Here is a 25,866-nt window from a genome sequence, read left to right as displayed (position 1 = left end):
CAGCAGCAATGAAGCCTATAGCCGGATTACTTGGAATGCCGCTGCTTACGTAGGGACTGATTGCTATATTAAGATTGTCGACAATGCTACTGGCGATTTCGGCCATATTAATGTGGACGATGTAAACGTGCCGGTTCTTGTGAATTAAAGTCAAAAAATGGATAAACTACTAGAGGTTTTATGAATTAAACGGACAGGGAGCTATTCACTGTCCGTTTTTCATTTCTGAACCGGTTATTAAGCGATCTGGAGGGGATTCATACAGTTAATAAATTTATTGACAACGCTCTCAGAAGTGAATATTATTAATTTATAAAAACGATTACGCAAACGATTACCTGACTTTGTAATAAGGATTTTGGCAAATTTGTTTTTATTAAAAAAAGACTTTGATTATTTAATATAATCGGAGCACATGTCGGCCTTTACAATGGGGAGCAGGGAGAGCTTACAAAATTAGATAAAGAGCTCTTGTCCAATACGTAATCGTTTACCTTGGAGATGGAGGAAAATGCATGCTTGGGAAAATGAAAAAGAATTATGAATTGTATTTATTGATTTTGATCCCAGTAGCCTATTTTGCAATTTTTAAATACTGGCCTATGTATGGGGTACAAATCGCCTTTAAAGACTTTGTAGCTTCCAAAGGGGTTTGGGGCAGTGAGTGGGTAGGGTTGGAACATTTTCAACGCTTTTTTGAATCTTACAATTTTAAACAAATCGTAGGAAATACACTTTTACTAAGCGTGCTTAATTTGGCTATAGCTTTTCCCTTTCCCATTATTGTAGCGATTATGCTGAATCAATTGAGACAGCAGAAGATGAAAAAGTTCATTCAAACTACGATTTACGCGCCGTATTTCATTTCAACCGTCGTATTGGTCGGCATGCTGTTCATCTTCCTGTCCCCAACCAGCGGCTTGGTTAACCATATTGTAACCGCCTTCGGTGGGGAACCGATTATGTTTATGGGAGAGGAGAAATGGTTCAGGCCTCTGTACATATTCTCATCCGTATGGCAGGAAACCGGATTTGCGTCAGTTATTTATTTAGCTGCACTGGCAGGGATCGACCCTCATTTGCATGAAGCAGCGGTTATGGACGGTGCATCCAAATGGCATCGGATCCGGCATATTGATTTACCGGGTATTGCTCCTACCATTATAGTTTTGTTCATTATGGCCGTTGGCAATTTAATGAATGTAGGGTTTGAAAAGGCGTTCCTTATGCAGACTGATTTGAATGTCGCCACATCCGAGATTATTCCGACTTACGTATACAAAGTGGGGATTCAGCGGGCGGAATACAGCTTTTCGGCAGCAATCGGATTGTTTAACTCCGTGATAAACCTGATCCTACTAGTCATTGTGAATAAAACTACCAAGAAAATAAGCGGCAAGGGCTTGTTTTAGGGGCGAAGAACGTCTGTTAGAAGAAGGAGAGAAACCATGTTAAAGAGAAAAACGAAATCCGATCTGGCATTTGATATTATCAATTATTTGTTTCTGGGCTGCTTCACCTTAATGATTCTGTATCCCTTATATTTTATAGTGATCGCTTCTATCAGTGACCCAAACAAGATTTATTCCGGTGATGTATGGTTACTGCCGCAAAATATAACCTTTGACGGATATAAAAGGATTTTCAGCGACGGTTCAATATGGAACGGCTATAAAAATTCCATTCTCTACGCGGTGCTGAACGGATTTGTCAGCACAACTCTCGTCATTATGGCGGCTTATCCGCTTTCGAGGAGAGATTTTTATGGCAGAAACGCAATTATGACCTTTTTTATCATCACGATGTTTTTTAACGGCGGCATTATTCCTACTTATCTGGTTGTAAAAGATCTGCATTTAATGAACTCGATGTGGGCGGTCATTCTCCCGGGTGCAATGGATGCTTTCCTGATTATCATTGCAAAAACCTTTTTCGAGGAATTGCCTGAAGAATTGAGAGAGGCAGCTGCCATTGATGGAGCAAAGAATCTCAGATATTTATGGAGTATTGTCCTTCCTTTATCTAAACCGATTATTGCAGTTCTTGTCCTCTTCGCAGTCGTGCGCCAATGGAACGGATTCTTCGATGCTCTTATTTATTTGAGTGATGGCGATAAGTTTCCGCTGCAACTGGTCCTGCGCAACATTCTAATTCAAAGCCAACCGTCCGGGAATATGCTTATGGATATTGATAACATGCTGGCCAAACAGCGTGTGACAGAATTAATCAAGTTCGGAGTCATTATCGTTTCTGCGGTTCCACTCTTAGCTTTATACCCGTTCCTGCAAAGATATTTTGTCAAAGGAGTAATGGTGGGTTCGGTGAAGGGGTGAGAGCTGGCCTGTCAAATAGTCGTTAAGGAGGTGTTGCGAAGCTGGATTAGAATGGGACTGGCTAATCCCAGATCAAAGAAGAATGAAATGAGCAGATTTAATAGGGAGGTTAAGAAGAATGAACAGAAAAGCTGCGGGTCTATTGGCAGTATTGATGGCTGTTTCCGTGTTTGCTACGGCATGTAACAGCAACGATGGAAGCAACAATGGAAAGACAGGTACAAATACAGAGAATAGTGGGAATAAAGCGGATGGCAATGCATCCATTCAGTTTCCGCTGAAAGAAAAAACCACCTTAAAGGTGGTTGCACGCAGAGCTCCGCTGGCGCCAAGCGATTATAACGAAATGACCATGGCTAAAAAACTTGAGGAAATGTCAAATGTTCATATCGATTGGAACACCATTGTCGAGACAGATTACAACGAGAAGAAGAATCTGCTGATAGCAAGTGGCGACTTGCCTGAAATGTTCTTCGGAGCCGGGTTCACAGATACAGAGTTGATGAAATATGGTAAGGACGGCACTATTATACCTCTAAATGATCTGATTGACAAACACATGCCCAACTTGAAAGCATTATTTGACAAAAGACCGGATATCAAAGCTGAGGTTACTGCCCCAGACGGAAATATTTATTCCCTTCCTGCGGGTGAAGAGCTAGGAACTGGTCAAGAAGAGATTGGTGCCAACCCTGATTTCCTCTATATAAATGAAGATTGGCTGAAAAAGCTAGGTTTATCAATGCCAACCACTCTTCAAGAATATCATGATGTATTGGTTGCCTTTAAGACCAAAGATCCGAATGGCAACGGAAAAGCAGATGAAATTCCGCTATCCTTCGTCAATGCTTTCTGGACGGGAGATATCGGTTATCTGTTCGGAGCCTTCGGTGTACCAGACAAAACCTATCAACCTGCCAACAATGCATACGCTGAACATTTAAATGTGGACAATGGCAAGGTTTCCTACGCAGCTATTCAAGATGGATATAAAGACGCTGTAAGGGAAATTGCGAAATGGGTGGAAGAGGGGCTTGTTGATCAGGAATCCTTCACTCAAGAATATACGCAATATTATGCAAAAGGGAAGTCGGAGCAGGAAACCCTTGGCTCTTTTCTCTGGTGGGATCATACGGACGTAGTGGGTCCTGAGCGTGACAAACATTATCCGATCGTTCCTCCGTTTAAAGATATGGTTGTCAAATGGAACAATGGTTCCGCACTTTCTAGAGGAGGTTCTGTTATTACGAAAGAAGCAAAAAATCCTGCCTTGATTGCCGCATGGTTGGATTTGATATACAAACCGGAAACCACCGCGGAAGTCCGTTGGGGCCCAGTTGGCGAATGGTTTGAGAAATCTGCCGATGGCAAGCTGGTACAGAAATCGGATATCAGCAATCCGGGTGAGTTCCGTCAAAAAGTATCACTGGGTGGCGGCGGCGTATTCACTGGTGAAGACTTCGAAAACATTGCACCTCCGGAAGCACGGGCACAGCAAAGACTGGATGATATCAAAAATATTTTTGTACCGCAAATGCAGAAGGAGAAATACCCGAATATCTTCTTCACAGAAGAAGAGTTGAAGACTATCGATAAGCTGAAACCGGAGATCCAAACCTATACTAACTCCATGCGCGCCAAATTCATGTTGAAGGGGGTTTCTGACTCCGAGTGGAGCGATTACCTGGCCTCGCTTAAAAATATGGGCTTGGACGATTTGATGAAGGTATACCAAGATGGATACGACCGTTATCTCGCAGCCCTAAAATAAATTGGAATGGTAAGGCATGTAGCAAGCATGAATGAGAGGCTTCAGTCAGGCTTGCTACATATGTTTTTATATATAAATGATGGACTAGGAGTGGAGAACCATATGGTTGATATTACAGCAATAGGAGAAGTACTGATTGATTTTACTCCTGCAGGCTTGTCTGAAAAGGGAGAGCAGCTGTTTGAATGCAATCCCGGCGGAGCCCCTGCGAATGTGGTTGTTGTGTTGGCCAAACTTGGGAAATCCACGGCATTTATCGGCAAGGTCGGTGAAGACCAATTTGGGGAGTATCTTACCCGGGTTTTGCGGGATAATGGCGTGAGTACCAAAGGTTTGGTGAAGGAAAGCCGTGCTAAAACAACGCTGGCTTTTGTCCATCTCAAAGAAGACGGCGACCGTTCATTCAGCTTCTACCGTAACCCTGGTGCCGATATGCTTCTGGGAATTGATGATGTAGACCTGGAACAGATCAAAGGTACGAAAATCTTTCAATTCGGCTCCGTATCGATGACCCATGAGCCTTCGGCAAGCGCAACCCTAAAAGCGTGTATTCATGCAAAAGAGAATGGAGCCCTGATTTCATTTGACCCCAATCTGAGACCTGCACTCTGGCGGGATTTGGGGGAGGCGAAGACCAGGATCAAAGAAGGGCTTGCTCTTGCGGATATAGTTAAAATCTCCGAAGAGGAGCTTCAGTTTATTACGGGAATCACGGATTTGGAAGAGGGTACCCGTCAAATTCAGGCCCAGTTCAAGGTGAAAGTGGTCCTGGTGACCAAGGCTGAAAAAGGGTGCTTCGTCCGGTTCGGTCCCGGCTCCAAATGGGCGGATGTTCCCGGTTACAAAGTAGATACCGTGGACACCACCGGAGCGGGAGATGCGTTCCTTGGCGGTTTCCTGTATCAGCTGCTCGAGAGAGGATGCAGTATCGAACAGATCAGAGATCAGGACTGGATTCCCATTGTAAACTTCGCTAATGCAGTAGGTGCTCTGGTGACGACACGAAAAGGAGCCATACCTGCCATTCCAACCTATCAGCAGGCTGCTGCATTAGTCCAGTCGGCCGGCACGGATTACTCCAAAGAATCTTATAGGCCTCAATTCCATTACTCACCACCAGCTATGTGGCTAAATGACCCGAACGGAATGGTCTACTTTGAAGGAGAGTACCATTTGATGTACCAGCACCATCCCGAAAGCACCGTATGGGGGCCTATGCACTGGGGACATGCGGTGAGCAAGGATCTGGTGGCCTGGGAGACACTTCCTGTAGCTATGTCACCGGATCACAACGGTGCCATCTTCTCTGGATGCGCAGTTGTGGATTGGAAGGATACCAGCGGATTCTTTGATGGCGGGTCCGGCTTGGTGGCTATATTCACCCATGCGGATATATACCCGGATTCAGACAGACCGAGACAGCGTCAAAGCTTGGCGTACAGTAAGGACAAGGGCAGAAGCTGGACGTTTTACACGGGAAATCCGGTCCTGTCCGACACCGGAATCACCGACTTTCGCGATCCCAAAGTCTTCTGGATGGAGGAAGCCGGCGTCTGGGTAATGGTGCTTGCGTGTGGCGATCATATCCGTTTTTATCGGTCTGCTAACTTGAAGGACTGGGATTTTGCCAGCGAATTCGGGAAGTCGGATGGTTCTCATTATGGTGTGTGGGAATGTCCGGATTTATTTGAATTACCAATAGACGGGTCCAATCGGAAAAAGTGGGTATTGATCGTCAGTATCGGAGACAACCCGGATTATCCGGAAGGCTCCAAAACCCAATATTACATTGGAAGCTTTGACGGCTGGAAATTTGTAAATGAGAATGCTCCCGATACGGTGCTGTGGCTGGATGAGGGACGGGATAATTACGCGGCAGTGTCTTGGTCAGACATTCCGGAAGAGGACGGACGGCGCGTGATCATTGGATGGATGAGCAACTGGAGGTATGCTAACCAGACGCCTACTGCTTCCTGGCGGGGTGCAGCAACTCTCCCCCGCGTGTTGTCGCTGACCAGCCGGAACGGAAGTGTAGCTCTTACTCAAATGCCTGTCCAGGAAATAGAGCGACTGCGTGAAGAGTCATTCTCCTGGAATGGTGTAGCGGTTACACCGGAGGTCCCGTTTATTCACAAGACTAACAATGATCTGCTGGAGATTGAAGCGAACATCGATATCCGCTCCGGAGACGAGGTTCATATCCAATTAAAGTCCTCCGGGCAGAGTGAGACCATTATCGGGTATGATCCTGTCCGCGAATGGCTGTTCATCGACCGGTCGAAATCGGGTCTGACTGATTTCAACCCGTCGTTTGCATGCAAGCATGGTGCCAGAGTTGCTCCGGAGAATGGGAGCATCAAGCTGCGTATCTGGCTGGACCGCAGCGCTGTTGAAGTGTTTGCGGGTGAAGGACTGGTTGCGCTGACAGATCAGATTTTCCCGGATAACCCGATCGACAGTGTCTGGATAAGCACGGAGTCAGGGAGGGCTGAACTGAACTCGCTTCATATCCATACGCTTAATTCCATTTATAAGCCCGGGAACAGCACAGAGCAGGTATCCAGGAGGGTCAATGTATGAGCGAAATCATCGATAATCACGGGCTAATGATGTACTGGGCCTTCGATGAAGGAACCGGAGCAACCGCTCTGGAGAGCGTATCCCAAGTCAAGGATGACATTCAGTATGTATTTAACCAAGCGGAGTTTACCGAACCCTCCCCTCCGCAGTGGAGACAAGGAGCAATGGGAAACGGGCTTCTGTTCGACGGTTACTCGACTTATATTGCCCATCCGGTTAATGTGGGAGCTTCGGATGGCGGGCCGAAATATCTTTCTGCGCTAAGCATCGGAGTATGGGTTGCACCCCGCTCCTATGAATGGGGGGAAGGGGGCAAACTGGCCGCTCTTGTGAACCGTTACAACGCGGATCGCAAGCAGGGGTATCTGCTCGGCATGTTCCGTCACGGCTCATGGTCCTTCCAAGTTGGACTGGAGGGAGGGGACTGGAAAGAGCTGTGGTCTCCGGAAGGCTATGAACTTCCCAAAAATGAATGGTCTTATGTGAATGCCGTATTCGATGGGGATCAAGGCGAAATCAAGCTGTATTTGAACGGCAGTGAAATCGCTTCGGCTGACCTGCCCCGCGGTTCCCGCCTGGCTGAAGCTGCGGACACTGATGTGCTCATCGGCAAGAATAATCACAGTACCCTGCTGGCGGAAGTGTTCAGTCTTCACATGTTCAGTGGTATGCTCGATGAACTGAAGATTTATGACAAGGCCCTGAGCGCTGAAGAGGTGGCCGCTTCATATCGGCAAGTGCTGGATTCCCACGGAGGCGTGCGGCCGCAATTAAAGTACGATGACATCAAGCTGGATCGTACACCCCTGCTGGCGGACCGGCACAGACCGCAATATCATGTCAGCCCGCCGGCCCATTGGATGAACGAACCCCATGCGCCGATCTATTTTGACGGGCAATATCACTTGTTCTATCAGCATAACCCGCTTGGGCCGTTCTTTCATCAGATCCATTGGGGACATTGGGTAAGTAAGGATCTGGTGCATTGGCGTGATCTGCCTGTGGCCTTGGCACCCGAGAAGGATCAGCTTGCACCGGACGGAATCTGGTCGGGAAGCGCGGCCTATGATGCAGACGGTCTGCCTGTCTTGTTCTTTACAGCGGGCAATGACAGTGCTTCGCCGAATCAGAGTGTGGCGCTTGCCAGAAGCACCTATTCTGCAGATGGAGATCCTGATCTGGTTAGGTGGACCAAACATCCGGAGCCGCTCATCGTACAGCAGAAGGGTATAGGTGCGTTCGGGGATTTCCGGGACCCGTTTGTGTGGAAGGATGACGACGGCTGGTATGCTCTGGTTGGGTCCGGGATCGAAGGCGGAGGCGGAGCAGCATTGGCGTTTGCCTCGCAGGATATGCTGAATTGGACGTATAAAGGGCCATTTTTTGAAGCGGATATTCAGAAGTTTCCTTATCTTGGGCCGATCTGGGAGCTCCCTGTATTTTTTCCTCTGGGCAGTGACAAGCAAGGTGTGAGCAAGTATCTCCTGCTGGTCAGCCCTGTGGGAAAAGGAGCAGATGTCGAGGTGTTCTATTGGATGGGGCAGCTTGACAAGCAAAACCTATCGTTCATACCAGATCAAGAGGAGCCGCAGTTGATTGACGTCGGCGATTTTCATTTTACCGGCCCAAGCGGTATGGTTGATCCGAAAACGGGCAGAAATATTGTGTTCACAATTGCCCAAGGTGACCGTACGTCCGAGCTGGAATACAAATCGGGTTGGGCTCATAACGGAGGATTGCCGTTAAGCGTGTATTTAAGAGAAGACGGGCGGTTGGGAATAGAGCCGATTCAGGAGCTTCAATCGCTGCGGGGCGCCAAGCGGCTATCCCTCCGTGACAAGTCATTGGCTGAAGCTAATGTGCTGCTGGGGGATGTACAAGGCGACATGCTTGAGATTCATCTGGAGATAGAGCCAGGCAGTGCTACTCAATTCGGAATCAAGGTCCGAAAATCACCGGATGGGGAAGAAGAAACCCTGTTGTATTATGATCTCAAGCAGACCATGCTCTTGGCCGACCGGACAAAAACGACCCAACATCCGGGAGAAAAATGCAGCGGGGTTCAGGGTGGTAAGCTGGAGCTGCTGGGAGAAAATCTGAAGCTGCACGTCTATTTGGACCGCTCCATGGTCGAAGCGTATGCCAACGGATTGAAAAGTCTGACGACCCGGGTGTACCCGAGCCGTAAGGATGCACTGGGACTTGAGATTTGGGGTGATGGGGAACTGCTGGTTAAGTCCATGGAAATATGGGATATGCAATCCATATGGTAACGTGAGCGCCTAGGCGCTCCTTACTATACCCTATGGGTAATGTAACTAACACTTAAGCCACTTTGCACCCCTCGGAATGGAAACGCTTCTTTCACTCCTCTCTTACTTCATGACTATGCATCCTTGTATAAGGAGAGACATTTCAAAATTACGTATGAATGTTTGCATGAATAAGAAAAGACGAAGGAGGCTCGTTGATGAGAGAAGCCAAAAGAAGTAAAGCATGGATCTCCAGAACGGTTATAGGGGTTATGGTTCTTCAGCTTGTAGCTCCCGGAATCCCGGCCGCAGCCCAAACCAAGGCTGATGTTGAGGGAGCACTCAGTCCACAGGTGAACATGGGATTGCCGGTTACGGATGCGGTCTATCAAATTCCCAAGGCTGACGGGGGGTTGTCAGTTACGGATACAGTCTATCAAATCCAGAATCCGGGATTTGAAACCGGGGATATGACGGGCTGGACAGTTGTCAAAGGTGAAGCGTTCGGTTCGGACAGCGTATCGGATGAAACGACTTGGTGGGCGGAACAAATCCCGTACAATCAGGAAGGTGCTTATCATCTAAACGGCTGGAAGCATGACGAGGCTGCGACCGGCGTGCTTCGTTCCAGCACCTTCGAGCTCGGCGGCAGCGGCTGGATCAGCTTCAAGCTTGGCGGTGCCAAAAATCCAAACAAGGCATATGTAAATATCGTGGAAGCCCAGACGGGTCAAGTGATTGCCCGGTATGGCAATAGCGCTTTTGCCGACGTTGGCTTTCCAAACCCCGCTCAGGGCCTGCGGCTTGCCAATATGGAGCAATATAAGGCAGATCTTTCTGAATATCTGGGCAAGAAGCTGTACGTGGAGATCGTCGACAATGCAACCTCGGATTGGGGACTGATCTTTGCGGACGCCTTCTTCATGTACCATGAAGCCGAGCCTGCGGAAGGCATTGTTGCCACGGATATTAAGCCGGATATTGAATCAAACAGTCCCTATGAAGTCAAAAACCCAGGCTTTGAAACTGGGGATATGTCAGGCTGGACGGTTGTCAGAGGCCAAGCGTTCGGTCAGGACAGCGTATCGAACGAAACCACTTGGTGGGCGGAACAAATCCCGTATAACCAGGAAGGGTCCTATCATCTAAACGGCTGGAAGCATGACGAGGCTGCGACCGGCGTGCTTCGTTCCAGCACCTTCGAGCTCGGCGGCAGCGGCTGGATCAGCTTCAAGCTTGGCGGTGCCAAAAATCCAAACAAGGCATATGTAAATATCGTGGAAGCCCAGACGGGTCAAGTGATTGCCCGGTATGGCAATAGCGCCTTCGCTGACGTTGGCTTCCCGAATCCCGATCAGGGCTTGCGGCTTGCCAATATGGAGCAATATAAGGCGGATCTGTCCGAATATTTGGGCAAGAAGCTGTATGTGGAAATCGTCGATAATGCAACCAACGATTGGGGAGTGGTATTTGCGGACGCCTTCTTCATGTACCATGAATCCGAGCCTGCGGAAGGAATTGCCGCCACGGATATCAAGCCGGATTTCAAACGCTATCAAATCGAAAATCCCGGCTTTGAAACCGGTAACTTAACAGGCTGGACGGTTGTAGAAGGCGATGCGTTCGGTCCGAACAGCGTGTCGGACGAAACCACCTATTGGGTTGAACAAATCCCGTATAACCAGGAAGGCACTTATCATTTAAACGGATTGAAGTATAACGAGACTGCGACCGGTAAGCTTCGTTCCAGCACCTTCGAGCTGGGCGGAACAGGCTGGATTACCTTCAGACTGGGCGGAGGCAAGCATACGGATCAAGTGTACGTGAACATCATCAATGCGGATACAGGAGACTTAATTGCCAGATACGGCAACACCGAATTTAGCGAGTCCGGGTTCCCGTATCCAGCACAGGGTCTGAGACTTGCGAATATGGAGCAGTATAAAGCCGATCTCTCCAAGTATATCGGGAAGAAGCTGTATGTGGAGATCGTCGATAATGGGCACGCGGATTGGGGAGTAATCTTTGCGGACGCCTTCCACACCTTCAATGAACTCGTACCGGAAGAAGGAGTCATGGCAGATAACATTATGCCGACGGAAATCCAGAACCCTGGTTTTGAAACCGGGAACTTAGCGAGCTGGACCGTTGAAGGTAATGCTTTTCAAGTGAACGATGATGCCCAAGCTGGTAAAGAAGGTAACTATTATGCCAAATCCTCCTTGGAAGGACAGGGCTCGATTACCTCCAATACCTTTACGCTTCGAGGGACCGGGACAATTAACTTCACTGTTGTAGACATCGTCAATCCGCAGGAAGCCTACGTCGCATTATATGATGCCAGCACTAACACGTTGCTTGAGAAGACCGGGGATGTCCATGCGAATGAGAAGATTAGTTGGAAAATGCAGAAGCACTACAATAAGAAGCTTTATGTCAAAGTTATCGATCAATCCAATCAAGCACGTATCTCCGTTGACGCTTTTCAAGCGAATAGTACGGGAACCATTTTCTACATGAATCTGGATGAAGGCGCAGGAAAAAAGGCGCTTGAGGAAGTAAGCAATCTTGAGCATGATGTAAACTACGTATTTAATAACGCCAGATATATGGACTCCAAAGATCCAAGATGGACTCCGCGCGGAGTAAAAGGCGGCGCCTTGCTATTCGATGGATACTCAAATGATATCGAGGTCAACGCAAAGGATGCCGTTCCAGTAAGTGACGCGTTAACCCTTGAAGCTTGGGTCGCTCCGCGCAGCTATGAATGGGGAGACGGAAACAAGCTGTCTGCGATCGTGAACCAGTCCGATCAGGATAAGACAGAAGGATTTGCTTTGGGGATGTACCGGCACGGCACATGGTCAATGCAGGTCGGAATTAGCGGACAGTGGATTCAGGTATGGGTCAAAGACCATCCGCTCGAAAAATACAAATGGAATTACGTAGCAGCTACGTTCGACAAAAAGGACGGAATCATTAAATTATATTTAAATGGTCAGGAAGTAGCTTCTGGGGCAACCCCTGTCAACGTTCCGATTACCCCTTCTACGGAAAACCTGATTATCGGAAAAAACAATAGATCTACAGAGTTTGCGGGATTGTTCTCCTACAATATGTTCAGCGGACTCATCGATGAAGTGAAACTCCAGAACAAAGCGCTTACGAGTCAGGAGATCCTTGCTGAATATGAGAGTGTAAAGACACTTCATGGCGGTTCGGTTCCGGAAATTCCAAACGGCGATATTGATGAGGACCCTAGTGTATTCGATGGTGATCAGCACCGTCCTCAGTACCATGCGATGCCTCCGCAAAACTGGATGAATGAAGCGCATGCACCGATTTATTATAACGGCAAATACCATTTATTTTATCAGCATAACCCGCAAGGTCCATACTGGCATCAAATCCACTGGGGACATTGGGTAAGCGACGATATGGTGCATTGGGAGAATGTAAGACCTGCACTTGCGCCTGAAGCAGGCACCCTTGACCCGGATGGAGTATGGTCAGGCAGTGCAGCATATGACCGTGACGGCAATCCTGTTCTGTTCTACACCGCCGGCAATGACTCTCTGTCACCGAACCAAAGAACAGGGCTTGCAACGCCGGCTGATTTGTCGGACCCTAATCTGGAGAAGTGGGAGAAATATCCTGAACCGGTTACAGAGCAGAACGGAAACGGTATTCATAACGAGTTCAGAGACCCGTTTGTATGGTATGACAAAGAGACAGACAAGTGGTATCAGCTGGTAACCTCTGGTCTTAAAGATTTCAGCAGCGGTACAGCGTTGGTATACGTATCCGACGATATGTACAACTGGGAGTATAAGGGGCCATTATACGTCAGTGACAGAAGCCTGTATCCGGAGCTTGGCACGGTATGGGAACTGCCGGTGCTGCTGCCGGTAGGCAAGGATAGCACAGGCAAGCAGAAGTATATTTTCATGATCAACCCGCATGAGAAACCGGAGCAGGTTCCGCCGGCAAACGATGTGCTAAGAGATGTTGAGGTCTTTTACTGGATAGGCACCTGGGATAGAGATAACTTCAAGTTTATACCTGATCAGGACGCTCCCTCCAAAATGGATGTGGGGGATGGTTATTTGACCGCAGAGAGCGGGATGGTTACACCTGACGGAAGAACGGTCGTATACTCTATGGTGCAAAATGTAAGAACGCCGCAGGCTGAATATCAGGCTGGATGGGCTCATAATCTGGCACTGCCAGTTTCCCTAAGCCTGGACGGCCATGATAAATTGCGCATTGAGCCCATTCAAGAATTGCAGAGTCTCCGGGGAGATAAGGTAGTTGATTTCACGGACAAAAATTTGGCTGCTGCCAATCAATTGATCCACAATGTCAAAGGCGACATGCTGGAGATCGTGATGGAAATTGATCCGGGTGAAGCCCAGAAGTTCGGTCTCAAAGTGCGGCGCTCCGATAACGGCCAGGAGGAAACGCTGATTTACTATGACAAGACGAATGGGACGTTCAATGTGGACCGGACCAAGAGCAGCATTGATCCGGATGTGCGCGTGGACGGCATCCAAGGCGGATACGTGGATCTGGACGGAGAGAACTTGAAGCTGCATATTTTCCTCGACCGTTCGGTTGTTGAAGCCTTTGCCAATTACAAGAAAAAGCTGACAACCCGCGTCTATGTAGGAAGATACGATTCCTTGGGCTTGCAGGTCTGGGGCGACAAAGATATAACGGTCAAGTCGATGGAAGTATGGAATATGAATGCCTTGACGGGTGATCCGGCTGCTCCGGTCGATGTTCCTGACAACTGGGATAACTCGGTGTACACCGATATTACGGATCTGCCTAACCATGATTTTGCCACAGGCGACTTAACAGGCTGGATTACGGAAGGGAACGCCTTCCAGGATGTCCATGTGACCGATGCCAAGTTCTTCTGGGACACGATCTACTTCAATCCGTCGCATAAAATTCCGGGCGGCTATCATTTGTGGGGCTTCAACGAGGCAGCCGGCGGTGACAGCTTAACGGGAACGCTGAAGTCGCAGCCCTTTGTCCTAGGCGGGAACGGCAAGCTCAACTTCCTGGTCAGCGGCGGGCGTGATATCGATAAGCTCTATGTTGCGCTGGTCCGGGCATCGGACGGCAAAGAGCTATTTAAAGAGACTGCCACCAATTACGAGGAGTATCAACGGAAAATTTGGGATGCTTCACAGTATATCGGCGAGGAGCTCTATATTAAGGTGGTTGACCAATCCACAGGCGGCTTCGGACATATTAACGTCGATGATTTCAATGTACCGGTTAAGGTGCAGAATCCGACTGGCCCAACTGGACCGACTGGTCCAACCGGAACAGCTGTCCCAACTAGTCCTCCGAGCAGCCCTGTGATTCCGGCAAACAAACCGGAGAGCCAGAACAGCTTGTCATTTGAAATGGCAAAGGGAGAGCGGCAGGTGCTGTTCCCTGTGACCACTGCTGCAAATGACGGCAAGAATGCCCTGAAGATTAAAAATACAGATGTGGAAATCGAAGTCCCCGCAGAAGTATTAAAGGAACTGCAGGCACAGGTTACGGGCAGCGAGCTGGAGCATGCGAAGATCAAAATAAATAAATAACTGCAAAAGAAAGCCGGAGAAGCAAGGTGATGTCAGCGTTGGCCATGACTCCGGCTTTCTCTTTTTCACTAAATGAATGCTTAGCCACTTAGAGCAACGGGAGGAATAATTAATGAAGGAATTTTTTTATCGTCCGGATAATGCTTGGGTAGGGGACGTTATTCCCTATTACGAAGATGGAGAGTTTAAGCTGTTCTATCTGCACGGGTGGAGAGACAACTACCGGGAAGGTCTTGATCATGGCTGGCATTTGCTTGGCACGAAAGATTTCGTGAATTACAGAGAAGATGGAGCTTGCAAGATCGAAGGCGGAACCGGCCATATTCTCAAAGTGGACGATGTCTATCATATGTTCTATTGTATCTTTCCCGAAGGGAAACAGTACGCCTGCCATGCCGTTAGCAAGGATCTGCGAACATGGGAGCCGATTCCTGAAGACACTTTTGGTCCGGATGGCGAAATTTATGAGCTGGCGGACTGGCGTGATCCTTTTGTATTCTGGAATGAAGAAGAAGGCCAGTATTGGATGCTGATTGCAGCCCTGGCAAAAGGACCGACGAACCGTAAAGGCTGCACCGGTCTGCTGTCGTCCAAGGATCTCAAGCATTGGGAGTACCGTGAGCCGCTGTATGCACCGAACCTGCATGTAGGCGCACATGAATGCCCGGACTTGTTCCGGATGGGAGATTGGTGGTATCTGATATATTCTTCCTATACGGGGCGTTTCGGTACTTTTTACCGGATGAGTCGTTCCTTGAACGGACCATGGATTACACCGCCGGAAGAAGCTTTTGATGGACGGGCTTATTATGCGGCTAAATCAGTATCCGATGGAGAGAAGCGGTATTTGTTCGGCTGGAATCCGACGAAGAACGACGACCTGTTCGGCTGGAATCCGCCTAAAGCCTCAGGCAAAGATTATGACACCTGGGATTGGGGCGGCAATATGATTGTGCATGAAATTATTCAACGTCCGGATGGAACGCTCGGTGTGAACGTTCCCGCAACGGTTGACTCTGCTTTTGACAAACAGGTACCCGCGAATTTTGAGGGAATCACCGGAGACTGGTCGATCACGGACGATGTGCTGCTCTGTGAATCTCCTTATGCCTTTGCAGGTTGTATCACACAGGAAGAGCTGCCCGATCAATGCAAGATTTCTACAACCATACGTTTCTCAGGGTCGACCCAGGGGTTGGGTTTCATGCTTCGGGCAGGCGAAAGTCTTGATTATGCCTACTATATCACGCTGGAGCCCCAGCGCAGCCGAATTACCTTCCGTGGGCCGATTATGCAATCTGAAGAGGGCGGTAAAACCTTCCCTTATGATGTGGAGCTGGAACGTCCGCTCAAGCTGCTGCCGGAACAGGAATATGAGCTGAAGATGTTTATTGACGGCACGATTTGCGAAATTTATGTTGGCGGAGATGTGGCGATGAGTGCCAGAATGTATGATATTCAGCAAGGAAAGCTTGCCATATTCGTCAGTCAGGGTGTGGCGGAGTTTAAACGGGTGAAGATAGAAACTCTCTAGGGGTTATAAGCCTTTCAGAAACCCTATTCTCAATACTTACAATATGGATACGATCTAAATAAAAACATCGCTTATGTAGCTGATAATTTTAAAAATGGAAAGTACTCAGGTGGAGCAACTGGTAGTAGAGCTCCGCCTGATCTTTAGCAGCTTTGTGTTAATCACCAGATCATTTTTTGTCTTTCAAACTTTTTTTGGCTGGGAATTTTGCAATCATGATCAAATTTCGGTGGGCGAAAGCTGATACGATCATTCCAGTCAGATAAAACCAGATATGATCGAAGGTTTGTGGCAACGCTGTTGTAAACATGCCCTAACCTGCTGGTAAGAAGGTATTAATTGTCCCGAGTAAAATGACAATGGCCAACCCCACCGAGCTTCCGTTCCGACTTTTTCGTTCATTCCACAGAAAGCCTGGACCGATAGCCATCACAATATTCGTAAAAGAGAACCATTTAAGCATAACCTCATAATTATACCATTGCTTGGCAATCAAGGGGCAGGAGATTAAATATTATCCGGAGCATCTCGGAGTGTATGACAAAGATCGAGTTAAACATTGGATGAGACAATATCGGCAAGAGGGATATGCGGCTTTTGAAGATAAACGAGGAAATCCTTCTCGGACACAAAAAACTAAAAAACATAATTATACCTTAGTCTCAGATTGACGGGCGAAGGAAGTGAGTGGTAATATTAAAATACACAAAAAACCAAAAAACCCTTGAGGTGAACATCCATGGCGCTTACAAAAAGACGGTTGCAATTATTGGGGCAACTGGTTGAGCTGTATCAGCGAACCCGTTTGCCTATTCATTATGAGACACTGGCCCGTTCATTGGGAGTCAGTAAATGGACTGCTTATGACATGCTGAAGGAAATTGAAAAGCTTGGCTTTGTAACACGAAGCTATGAAGTGAATTCCAAGGAAACCGGCCGTTCGCAGGTAGTGTTCTCGCCCACGGTCAAGGCGTCCGAGCTGTTCAAGCAGAACCGAAGCGATTCCTTTCATCCGGCGGACTGGGAGCAGACGGTGGCGCATATCCGCGATCTGCTGCAAAACGTAAAGAATGGCAATGTTAACGATCTGATCCGAAAAGTGATGAACGAAATTCCTTCGAAGGCATCCAGCATTGAGTTTTGCGGCTATATTCTCGGCCTGCTGCTTGTTTATGTAAAGAAGCTTGGCGGCAAAACAGAAACGTTGATCCGTCTGGTGGTCAGCAAAACACCGGGCAGCGAGAATGGAACCCTGATGTTTGTGGGGACGGTTCTCGGCACCATTATTCAAGCCATCAATGAGGAGCTTGGTACCGAGTTTACAGAACTGGTATCCGAATTTCTCCGCATCATGAATCAACTGTCGAATCAGGACCAAAGATTGTTGTCAAATATGCTGCACGAAGCTTTAGCTTGACAAAGCTTCTGCTTTTCATTAGTTTTTGGGTCTTTTATGTTTTTTTGAAAGAGGGTTGTCTGTGAATTACTACGAGGAGTTTTATAACCATCCTACTGTCCGTTTCAACGTGAATATGAGCTTTATAGGGATTGCGCTCACCTGCATTTACTTCGATTGGATTAGGACGTCTATTGGTTTCATCCTCGGGGCCGTACTGTTCGCTGTTTTTGAACATTTCGCGCACCGTTATGTACATCATCATTACGCATTAACTGTGTTGAAGAAGGTGCATCTTAAGCATCATCAGGACCCGGAGAATATCAAGCACTTGTTTTTTTCGGGCAGCGTTGGATTGATGTACTGCCTTATTCTTACGATCCTGCTGTGGCTGGTGGTTCGCGATTTGTCCATAGGCACTGCAATGCTTACCGGAACCTTTTTGTACCACTTTTATGCGCAATGGCGGCATTATGTAGCGCATCGTCCAATTATGCCGGGAACAGCGTCTGCGGACAGTAATGAGCATACAAATTATTCTGGGATAAAGTCAAACGAGTAGAAATGGAGTGCAATATGGGGAAAACAGGACTTGTTCTGGGCGGCGGAGCAGTCAGGGGGCTGGCACATCTGGGCGTATTGAAAGCTTTTGAGCGACATGGAATCCGGATAGACCGTATTGTAGGCACAAGCATGGGCGGGGCAATTGGAGGCTTGTACGCAGCAGGTGTTTCCGCTGGAGATATTGAACAATTGTTGCTCAGTACACCAAAATATCGTTTGATCGATTTTGGTATCCGTCACCGTGGCTTGCTTGCCGGCAATGCGGTCCATAATACGATCAACGAATTGCTGCAAAGGCACGGCAAACACGACTTGCCGATCGAACAATTCCCGGTTGAATTCAAAGCAATCGCAGTTGATCTGATGATAGGAAAGCAGGTGGTGCTGGATCAAGGGGATCTCGGCACTGTCCTCAGAGCAACCACCGCATTTCCGGGTGTTTTTGCGCCGCTGATGGATGGAGATCAGATGCTGGTGGACGGTGGGGTACTGAACAATTTGCCGGTGGAGGAAGCGCTGGCTGAGGATACCTGCTTTGTCATTGCCGTAGACGTGGCGAGAGAACATGAGAAAAAGCCGCCGCGCAATATGGTCGAAGTGGTGTATCGCTCGTACAGCCTGATGACGGCGGAACGCAAGCATGCCAGTCTGAAGCTGGCAGACTTTGTGATCCGGCCTGACGTTGGAACTTTCGCGGCCTTTGACTTTACCAAATCACAGGAATGCATCAAGGCGGGCGAGGACGCTGCGGAACAAAGTATAGAAGAGCTTCAGCGGCAAATCCGTATAGCAAAAGCAAATCATCTCATCAAAGGAGCTGGAAACAAATGAAAACAGCGTTGGAAAAAGCGATAATGCTGGGGATTGGCCTCGCGGCTGCGGGTAAGGAACAAATCGAACTAACCGTGAGTGAATTGGTGAAAAAAGGAGAGGTGGGACGTCTGGAGGCCCGCGCACTGGCGGAGAAGCTTATCCATCGCAAAGAAGAAGAGCAGCGGATGGAGGGAAGAATTACCGAACGGGTTCAGGCGATTTTGTCGGAAGAAAACTTGGCTGCCTTGGAGGAGCTTAAGCAGTTAAAGCTTCGTGTGCTTGCGCTTGAACAAAGTAAAGGTCTAAACAACTAACGGGGGTGCCGGATTGGGGGCGCAAAAAAAATTCAGACAATTGCAGCGCTACCGGACGATCAGTTCGGCACTTGCCCGCAGCGGATTCGAATTTATCGTCTACAGCAATAGCAGGGAGGCCGCTGCTGCCGCAAATGGTGCAATGGATTGGGACAACGCAGGCAAGCGTATCCGCTTGCTGCTGGAAGAACTGGGTACCACGTTCATCAAGCTGGGACAGCTGGCAAGCACCCGGCCGGATTTGGTTCCGCAGCCCGTTTTAAAGGAATTGGCTAAGCTTCAGGATGCCGTACCTCCGTTTCCTTATGCCGACGTATCCAGAGTGATTGAAGAGGAATTGGGGGCTCCCATGTCGCAGCTCTTTCGAACCTTTGAGCCGTTACCTCTGGCTTCCGCCTCAATCGGGCAGGTTCATCGTGCTGTTCTGGCTGATGGCAAGGAAGTGGCAGTCAAGGTTCAGCGGCCACAGCTTTCCGCAATTGTCGAAACAGATCTGGATATTTTGGCAGATCTGGCGCGGCTTGCCGACCGCCGGGGCAGTTGGTCGGCAAGCTACCGTTTGACCGAGGTGGTGGAGGAGCTGGGCCAGGGTCTGCTTGCTGAACTCGATTACAGGCAGGAGGCTGCTCATTTGGAACGCTTTACCCGCGCGGCGGACAAAATGAGGCATGTACGCATTCCAGCTGTTTACCGGCCTTATTCCAGCCAAAAAGTATTGACCATGGAGTATATCCAAGGCATACGCCTATCGGATACATCGCAGCTCAAGAAGCAGGGCATACGGACCCGTGTAGTGGCCGAACGGATTGCAGATGCTATTTTTCAGCAAATACTGGTTGACGGTGTGTTTCATGCCGATCCCCATCCCGGCAATATTCTGGTTCTCCCCGGGGAAGAGATTGCACTTCTGGATTTCGGGATGGTGGGGCGGCTATCCGCTCATACACAAAAACATTTTGCTTCCTTTATTATCGCTTTACGGAACAGAAGCTCCAAGGGGGTGATGCGTGCCATCGGGCATTTGGGTATGATCCCTGCAGAAGTGGACCGGGGGAAGCTGTACGCGGATGTAGAGGAGATGCGGACCAAGTTCTACGATGTTCCTCTAAAAGAGGTACGTTTGGGAGAAATGATTAATGATTTATTCGGTGTGGCTTTTAAGCACCGGATTCGTATTCCCTCCGAGCTGACCATGGTTGGAAAATCCATTCTCACTACCGAAGGGGTGGTAGCTGAGCTTGATCCGGATTTCAGTGTGTTTGATGTCGCAGAACCGATTGGGAAAAGGCTGTTTTTGGAACGCCTGAACCCCTGGAGCTTTCTGAAGAACATGCTGGAGGATGTCCCGGAATACTTCCAGATCGCGAGTGAACTGCCCGGAACTATGGGCCGGTTAAGTGCAATGCTGCGCAAGGGAAAGATGCAAGTGGAAGTGGTTTCTCCGCAGCTTGAGCAATTGGTGAAGAAGCTGGATCGGATAAGCAATCAGATGTCCTTCAGCATTGTGCTGCTTGCGCTTAGCCTCGTGCTGCTCGGCCTGATTATCGGCTCCTCCATCAGCGGGGCGCAAACGATGCTGTGGAGGCTGCCGATGCTGGAAATCGGCACTGTAATCTCACTGTTGATGTTCGCCTGGCTGTTGTATGCTATTTTCCGCTCCGGCCGCTTCTAAGCCGGGTCATCATCATCTGGTCCCTGGAGTTACTTCCAGCAGGTGGAGTTTTTTTTCTTGATAGTTTTTGGGTCTTTTGTGTATTTTGATTTCTTTTTCAAATGGGAGTGGGGCAGATGAGCAAGGATTTCTCCACGGAACTTTTATTGTTTGCCGTCTATGCTTTGGGCGGCTGGCTGCTGGAGACCGTATATGCCAGTGTAAGACAACAGCATTTTGTGAATAGAGGGTTTATGTTTGGTTGCTTTTGCCCGATTTACGGTTTCGGTGCACTGCTGATCATTCATGTCGCGGAATGGACGGGGGCTAGAATCGGCGATCCGTTTGTACGCGGAATAGCTTTCATTTGTGTTTCAGCAGTACTTGTTACGTGGCTGGAGTATATCACAGGTCTGATATTGGATAAGGTCTTTCAGCGAAAATGGTGGGATTACAGCGGAAATCAATGGAATCTCGGCGGATATGTGTGTATGGAATATTCCTTGCTCTGGGGCTTGATTGCTTATCTGCTGACGGAATTCCTGCATCCGGCTGTATTGGGGATGCTTGAAATGCCTCCGGCGGGGATCATCACGGCAGCAGCATGGTGCGTGCTGGTGTATTTCATTTTGGACGCTGCAATTTCCATAAGCGTGGAATGGTTCCGCTGTCAGTCAGCGGCCCGGTCTACGCTCAGGCACTCCGATGCCGAGGAATATTCCGCTTGCGTTGCAGACCTGCTTGCACTTGAGCAGGTGCAGCGTATGGATATGTTCATTCAGCATGGCCGGGCAACCTGTCTGAAGCATTCCCAGGCCGTTTCTTTTCTGAGCTATCGAATTTGCCGGAAGTGTAAGCTTGATTATCGCTCGGCGGCCAGAGGCGGGTTGCTTCATGATTTGTTTTTATATGATTGGCATGATCCGGCTGCCGGAGGAAGATGGCATGGCTTCACTCACCCCAAGGCTGCATTGCGCAATGCTGAGGACATCTTGTCGCTCAACAGGATCGAGCGGGATATTATTGTCAAACATATGTGGCCTTTAACACCAGCCGTCCCTCGCTTCAGGGAAACCTGGGTGGTGTGCTTGGCCGACAAGATTGTGACCTGCCATGAATTTATGGAGGGGGTGACGGGAAGACACGAACATTGGAACAATGGAAAAAAGCTTTACAAAACAGATTAAATATATAGAAATGGAGTGAGGGAATTGTTCTTGAGAAATGTAACTTCGGAAGCCGGAAAACTGATTTCCAAACGTGCGGTTCTGCTGCTCGTCATTCTGGCTTTGATTACCGGGGGAATGGCTTACGGACTAACCCGTATTGAGGTAAAGACAAGTGTAGATATGCTGCTGTCCAAGGATGATCCGGTTTCGATTCATAACGAGCGCTTTCAGAAGCAGTTTGGAGGGGAAAGCCTGGTGCTGCTCCTGCGCGGCGAAGGCAATCTGCTGCTGAATGGTGATGCGCTTCGGGAGATGAACGCGCTGCAGCAGGAGCTTGCTGCCGCTGAAAAAGTATATTCGGTGACCAGTCCGGTTTCCTTGGCCGGCGTGTTTGCCGAACAGGCTGAGCGGCAAATGACGCAAATGCAACAGCAGATTGCAGAGCAAGTGCAGCAAGCGATGACGGAGGGTGCCGCGGCTGCGAAAGCAAGCGGGGGCGATGAAGTACAGCAGGCCAAGGCGGCGGATGCCGCGAAGCAGCAAGTGGAACAGGCGGTTACAGCTCAATATGGAGAGCAGATCCGGGAAATGAATGAGATTGGCGAGTTGGCCGCAACCAATACGGCGTTTGTGCGCTACGCCTTGTTCGATGAGTCCGGCACTCCTCAATCAGCTGTAGCACCGCTCTTGCCCGAAGACGGGCAAAGCGTTCTATATAATATACAGCTGGACAGCGGACTTACGATGCAGCAAATGGCAGAGGTGACCGACGAATTGGAGCGGATCATCGCGGAGCATCCGATAGAGCATTCCAATTCCTTATTTTCGGGTATTCCGGCCATTTCTAAGACAATAGAGGACTTCATTGCGCAAGATATTGTGACGATGCTGCTCACAGTCATTGTCCTGATGGTCATTGTGCTGTTGGTCGTATTTCCCGTCCGGTGGCGTCTTCTTTCATTGCCGGTTGTCTTGACCGGCATGATCTGGGTTTTTGGTTTGATGGGTTATATCGGCATGCCTCTGAGCATTGCGACAATGGCCTTGCTGCCGATTCTGATTGGTTTAGGGACGGATTTTGCGCTGCAGTTCCATAACCGCTATGAAGAGGAGTTGGTTAAAACAGAGGATTCCTCCAAAGCAGTAACCCATGCCGTAAAACATATGGCGCCGGCGGTGGGCATCGCGGTCATTATTATGGCGGCGGGCTTCATGACGCTGTTGTTGTCGGAAATGCCGATGATCAAGGAGTTCGGTCTGATGCTGGCGGTGGGAGTCTGCATAATGTACACTGTGAGCTTACTCCTCCTGCTCCCGGTGCTGGTGCTGAGAGACCGTAAAGGTATCAAACTGCGCAAAGGGAAAAAGGGGAATGCGGTTGAACGCGGTCTTGGCGCATTGGCGAAGAACGTCATTCAACGGCCGAAGCTGATGCTGGTGATTCCAGTCGTTATCGCAATAGCTGGATTTTCCGTGGATCACAAGCTGAATGTGGAGAGTAATATTGAGAAGCTGATGCCGCAGAATGCACCGGCGCTTATCGAAATGAATGAGATTCGCCAGGTTCTGGGCAGCACGCTAACCCTGGATTGGATGGTTGAGGCAGAGGACGTGACCCGTCCTGAAGTTATAAAGTGGATGGATACCTTCCAAAAACGTGCCGTTACGGAAAATCGCGAGATTACAGGCAGTTCAAGTATCATTAGCGCCATGTCGGCGGTCCAGCCCAATATCGCCGCCGCAGATTCATCTGTGATCGGGAGTGTGCTTGAGCAGCTGCCTTCCGAGATGACCGCCCCGCTGTTGTCGGCAGATCGGCGAATGGGGCATATTGTTTTTAACCTGGAAAATATCAGCACACAGGAGCAGGAGAAGCTGCTGGGTAAGCTGGAGCAAAACATGGATCTTCCTGAAGGTGTAAGTGCGAATCCGGTTGGCATTCAGGTGCTGCAGGTGAAAAGCTTGAACGGCCTGACAGACAGCCGGCATACCTCGCTCATTTCTGGATTGCTGGCCATACTGATCGGATTGTTTATTGTTTACCGGAATGTTAAAAGGGCGTTCTTTCCGCTTTTACCTATCATTCTGGTCAACGGGTGGTCAACCGCTTTGCTCTTTATGCTGGAAATTGACATTAATCCGTTGACCGCGGTGCTTGGTGCGCTAGTACTTGGAATCGGAACAGAGTTCACTATATTACTGATGGAACGATATTTGGAAGAAAAGGCGAACGGAATGGATACCGAGACAGCCATTATTACGGCGATGACCAAAGTCGGCCGCGCCATTTCAGCCTCAGGGCTTACAGTCGTGGGTGGCTTCAGCGCCCTGTTGTTTACCAACTTTGAGGTCGTTAAACTGTTTGGAGTATCAACCGTCATGGACACTTTGTTATGTTTGCTCAGCACTTTAATCGTATTGCCTGCCATCATCGTGCTTTTGGATAAAGAAAAAGAGACAGTCAATGCCGATAAGCGCTTGTTTGTGGCCTCGCCGACAAAGGAATAGCTTATACGACTAATAAGCCGGACATCATCGGACTGCCAGTCAGGGACGAGTAAGCCTATAACAGTCTGATGGAATTCGGCGGCGTATCAGGTGAAAGATCTAAAAGCCCATATTTTCTAGAATTTAGCGTCAATTAATTAATCGGTGTACTAATTGGTGTACTTTTGGGAAATTCGGTTAAAAGCTTAGAGCCGCAAGGACAAAAACTCTTGCGGCTCTAGGCTTTTTTGTTATCGAGACAACAGGACTTTTTCACCCGGATGGGTATCTCACAGAGCACCAGGCTTTCTGATTATGCCAGAGGCTGCCCGTATCTGATACCGGGCAGCCTCCGGCTTTTTGCAGCTGCATTCCTGCCGTTTCTGACCCTTAAGCTTCCTGCAGGGCCTTGATCCCCAGGGCCAGAGCCCCGCACAAGCCCGCATTGTCGCCCAGGCCGGGAGGAACAATATAAGCATCCATACTCTCCAGGATTTCCGGCGCAGACACATACCCGTTCAGAGCCTGGCGGACTTCCCTGCGGATCAGCGGAAACAGCTGCTCCTGGTGCATTACGCCTCCGCCGAGGATCACACGTTTTGGAGACAACAGCAGGATCACACCCGCGATGGCTTGGCCCAAATAATACGCCTCGATCTCCCACGCCGAATGATCCGCCGGCAGCGCCGAGCCTTTGACACCCCAGCGCTTCTCAATGGCCGGTCCTGCCGCCAGACCTTCCAGACAGTCGCCATGGTATGGACATAGCCCCTCGAAGTCATCTCCCGGATGCCGGCGGGTCAGCACGTGTCCGCCTTCGGGATGAACAAGCCCGTGGACCAGTTTGCCCTCTGCATACACACCCACTCCGACACCTGTCCCGATTGTATAATAGACGCAGCTGTCCAATCCTTGAGCCGCGCCCCACTTCACCTCTCCAAAGGCAGCAGCATTCACATCCGTATCGAATCCGACCGGCACTGGGAAATGCCGTTTCACATAACCCACGAAATCAAAGCCTGCCCAGCCCCGCTTGGGCGTAGTGGTCACATGCCCGTACAAGGGGCTGGAAAGATCCATATTCAGCGGCCCGAACGAACCGATCCCGATAGCCATAGCCCCTGTATCCTTAAAATAAGCAACCGCCTGCTGAATGGTCTCCTCTGGAGTCTCCGTCGGAAAGCTGATCCGGTCCAGAATTTCACCTTCCTCATTACCTACTCCGCAGATGAATTTTGTGCCGCCTGCTTCAATCGCCCCAATGATCATGATCTGTTCTCCTCCTGGCAGGAAAGGATGCCCTCCCCCTTTTAAATTATTGGTAAACGTTTTACCAAATCCTATTTCACTTAGTGTGTCATCTACTTATAAACTCACTATACAAATAAATGTAACCGTT

Annotated in this window: 15 protein-coding genes; 14 read left to right on the top strand and 1 reads right to left on the bottom strand. The window is 49.1% G+C overall.

All coding sequences use genetic code 11. From position 1 onward, the window contains the following. The first annotated feature begins 515 nt into the window (after positions 1-515). The 14 genes from BLQ82_RS14905 to BLQ82_RS14835 all read left to right on the top strand — a co-directional run bounded on the left by BLQ82_RS14905 (position 516) and on the right by BLQ82_RS14835 (position 24,488). The gene (locus BLQ82_RS14905) at positions 516-1,412 is read left to right on the top strand and encodes an ABC transporter permease (RefSeq protein WP_062527325.1); all 897 of its coding nucleotides are present in this window, start codon (positions 516-518) and stop codon (positions 1,410-1,412) included. 36 nt (positions 1,413-1,448) lie between these two features. Then, positions 1,449-2,333: a carbohydrate ABC transporter permease gene (locus BLQ82_RS14900; protein ID WP_062527327.1), complete on the top strand. Its 885-nt coding sequence runs from the start codon at positions 1,449-1,451 to the stop codon at positions 2,331-2,333. Positions 2,334-2,451: 118 nt separating this feature from the next. Beyond that, on the top strand, positions 2,452-4,104 hold the full coding sequence (locus tag BLQ82_RS14895; RefSeq protein ID WP_062527329.1) for an ABC transporter substrate-binding protein: 1,653 nt from the start codon (positions 2,452-2,454) through the stop codon (positions 4,102-4,104). A gap of 102 nt (positions 4,105-4,206) precedes the next feature. Next, the gene (locus BLQ82_RS14890) at positions 4,207-6,684 is read left to right on the top strand and encodes a PfkB family carbohydrate kinase (protein WP_074648257.1); all 2,478 of its coding nucleotides are present in this window, start codon (positions 4,207-4,209) and stop codon (positions 6,682-6,684) included. Beyond that, entirely contained in the window at positions 6,681-8,957 is a 2,277-nt protein-coding gene (locus tag BLQ82_RS14885) for a GH32 C-terminal domain-containing protein (RefSeq protein ID WP_062527332.1), read from the top strand. The genes BLQ82_RS14890 and BLQ82_RS14885 overlap by 4 nt, the downstream gene beginning before the upstream one ends. A 197-nt stretch (positions 8,958-9,154) precedes the next feature. Next, positions 9,155-14,539: a GH32 C-terminal domain-containing protein gene (locus BLQ82_RS32655; RefSeq protein ID WP_244280793.1), complete on the top strand. Its 5,385-nt coding sequence runs from the start codon at positions 9,155-9,157 to the stop codon at positions 14,537-14,539. A 112-nt stretch (positions 14,540-14,651) separates the two neighbouring features. Further along, positions 14,652-16,073, top strand: coding sequence for a glycoside hydrolase family 32 protein (locus BLQ82_RS14875; protein ID WP_062527334.1), 1,422 nt, complete (start codon positions 14,652-14,654; stop codon positions 16,071-16,073). Between the two features lie 739 nt (positions 16,074-16,812). Beyond that, entirely contained in the window at positions 16,813-17,490 is a 678-nt protein-coding gene (locus BLQ82_RS14865) for a hypothetical protein (RefSeq protein WP_062527337.1), read from the top strand. A gap of 61 nt (positions 17,491-17,551) precedes the next feature. Beyond that, positions 17,552-18,031, top strand: a complete 480-nt coding sequence (locus BLQ82_RS14860) for a hypothetical protein (protein WP_062527339.1) — start codon at positions 17,552-17,554, stop codon at positions 18,029-18,031. A gap of 14 nt (positions 18,032-18,045) precedes the next feature. After that, the gene (locus tag BLQ82_RS14855) at positions 18,046-18,864 is read left to right on the top strand and encodes a patatin-like phospholipase family protein (protein ID WP_062527340.1); all 819 of its coding nucleotides are present in this window, start codon (positions 18,046-18,048) and stop codon (positions 18,862-18,864) included. Further along, positions 18,861-19,160: a phasin family protein gene (locus tag BLQ82_RS14850; protein ID WP_062527341.1), complete on the top strand. Its 300-nt coding sequence runs from the start codon at positions 18,861-18,863 to the stop codon at positions 19,158-19,160. Before BLQ82_RS14855 ends, BLQ82_RS14850 begins: the two co-directional genes overlap by 4 nt. Before the next feature lie 13 nt (positions 19,161-19,173). Next, positions 19,174-20,832, top strand: a complete 1,659-nt coding sequence (locus BLQ82_RS14845; RefSeq protein WP_062527342.1) for an ABC1 kinase family protein — start codon at positions 19,174-19,176, stop codon at positions 20,830-20,832. 116 nt (positions 20,833-20,948) lie between these two features. After that, positions 20,949-21,998 carry a putative ABC transporter permease gene (locus tag BLQ82_RS14840; protein WP_062527343.1) on the top strand — a complete coding sequence of 350 codons (1,050 nt, stop codon included), beginning with the start codon at positions 20,949-20,951 and terminating at the stop codon, positions 21,996-21,998. A 30-nt stretch (positions 21,999-22,028) separates the two neighbouring features. After that, positions 22,029-24,488 (top strand): efflux RND transporter permease subunit, encoded by a 2,460-nt coding sequence (locus tag BLQ82_RS14835; protein WP_244280792.1) that lies wholly within the window; start codon positions 22,029-22,031, stop codon positions 24,486-24,488. 369 nt (positions 24,489-24,857) lie between these two features. On the opposite strand, the gene BLQ82_RS14830 is transcribed toward BLQ82_RS14835, so the two are convergent. Continuing rightward, the gene (locus BLQ82_RS14830) at positions 24,858-25,736 is read right to left on the bottom strand and encodes an ROK family protein (RefSeq protein ID WP_062527345.1); all 879 of its coding nucleotides are present in this window, start codon (positions 25,734-25,736) and stop codon (positions 24,858-24,860) included. Positions 25,737-25,866: the final 130 nt, after the last annotated feature.

This window comes from Paenibacillus jilunlii, from assembly GCF_900102965.1.
Classification (GTDB): domain Bacteria; phylum Bacillota; class Bacilli; order Paenibacillales; family Paenibacillaceae; genus Paenibacillus_AQ; species Paenibacillus_AQ jilunlii.
This window is presented reverse-complemented; position numbering and strand designations above follow the sequence as displayed.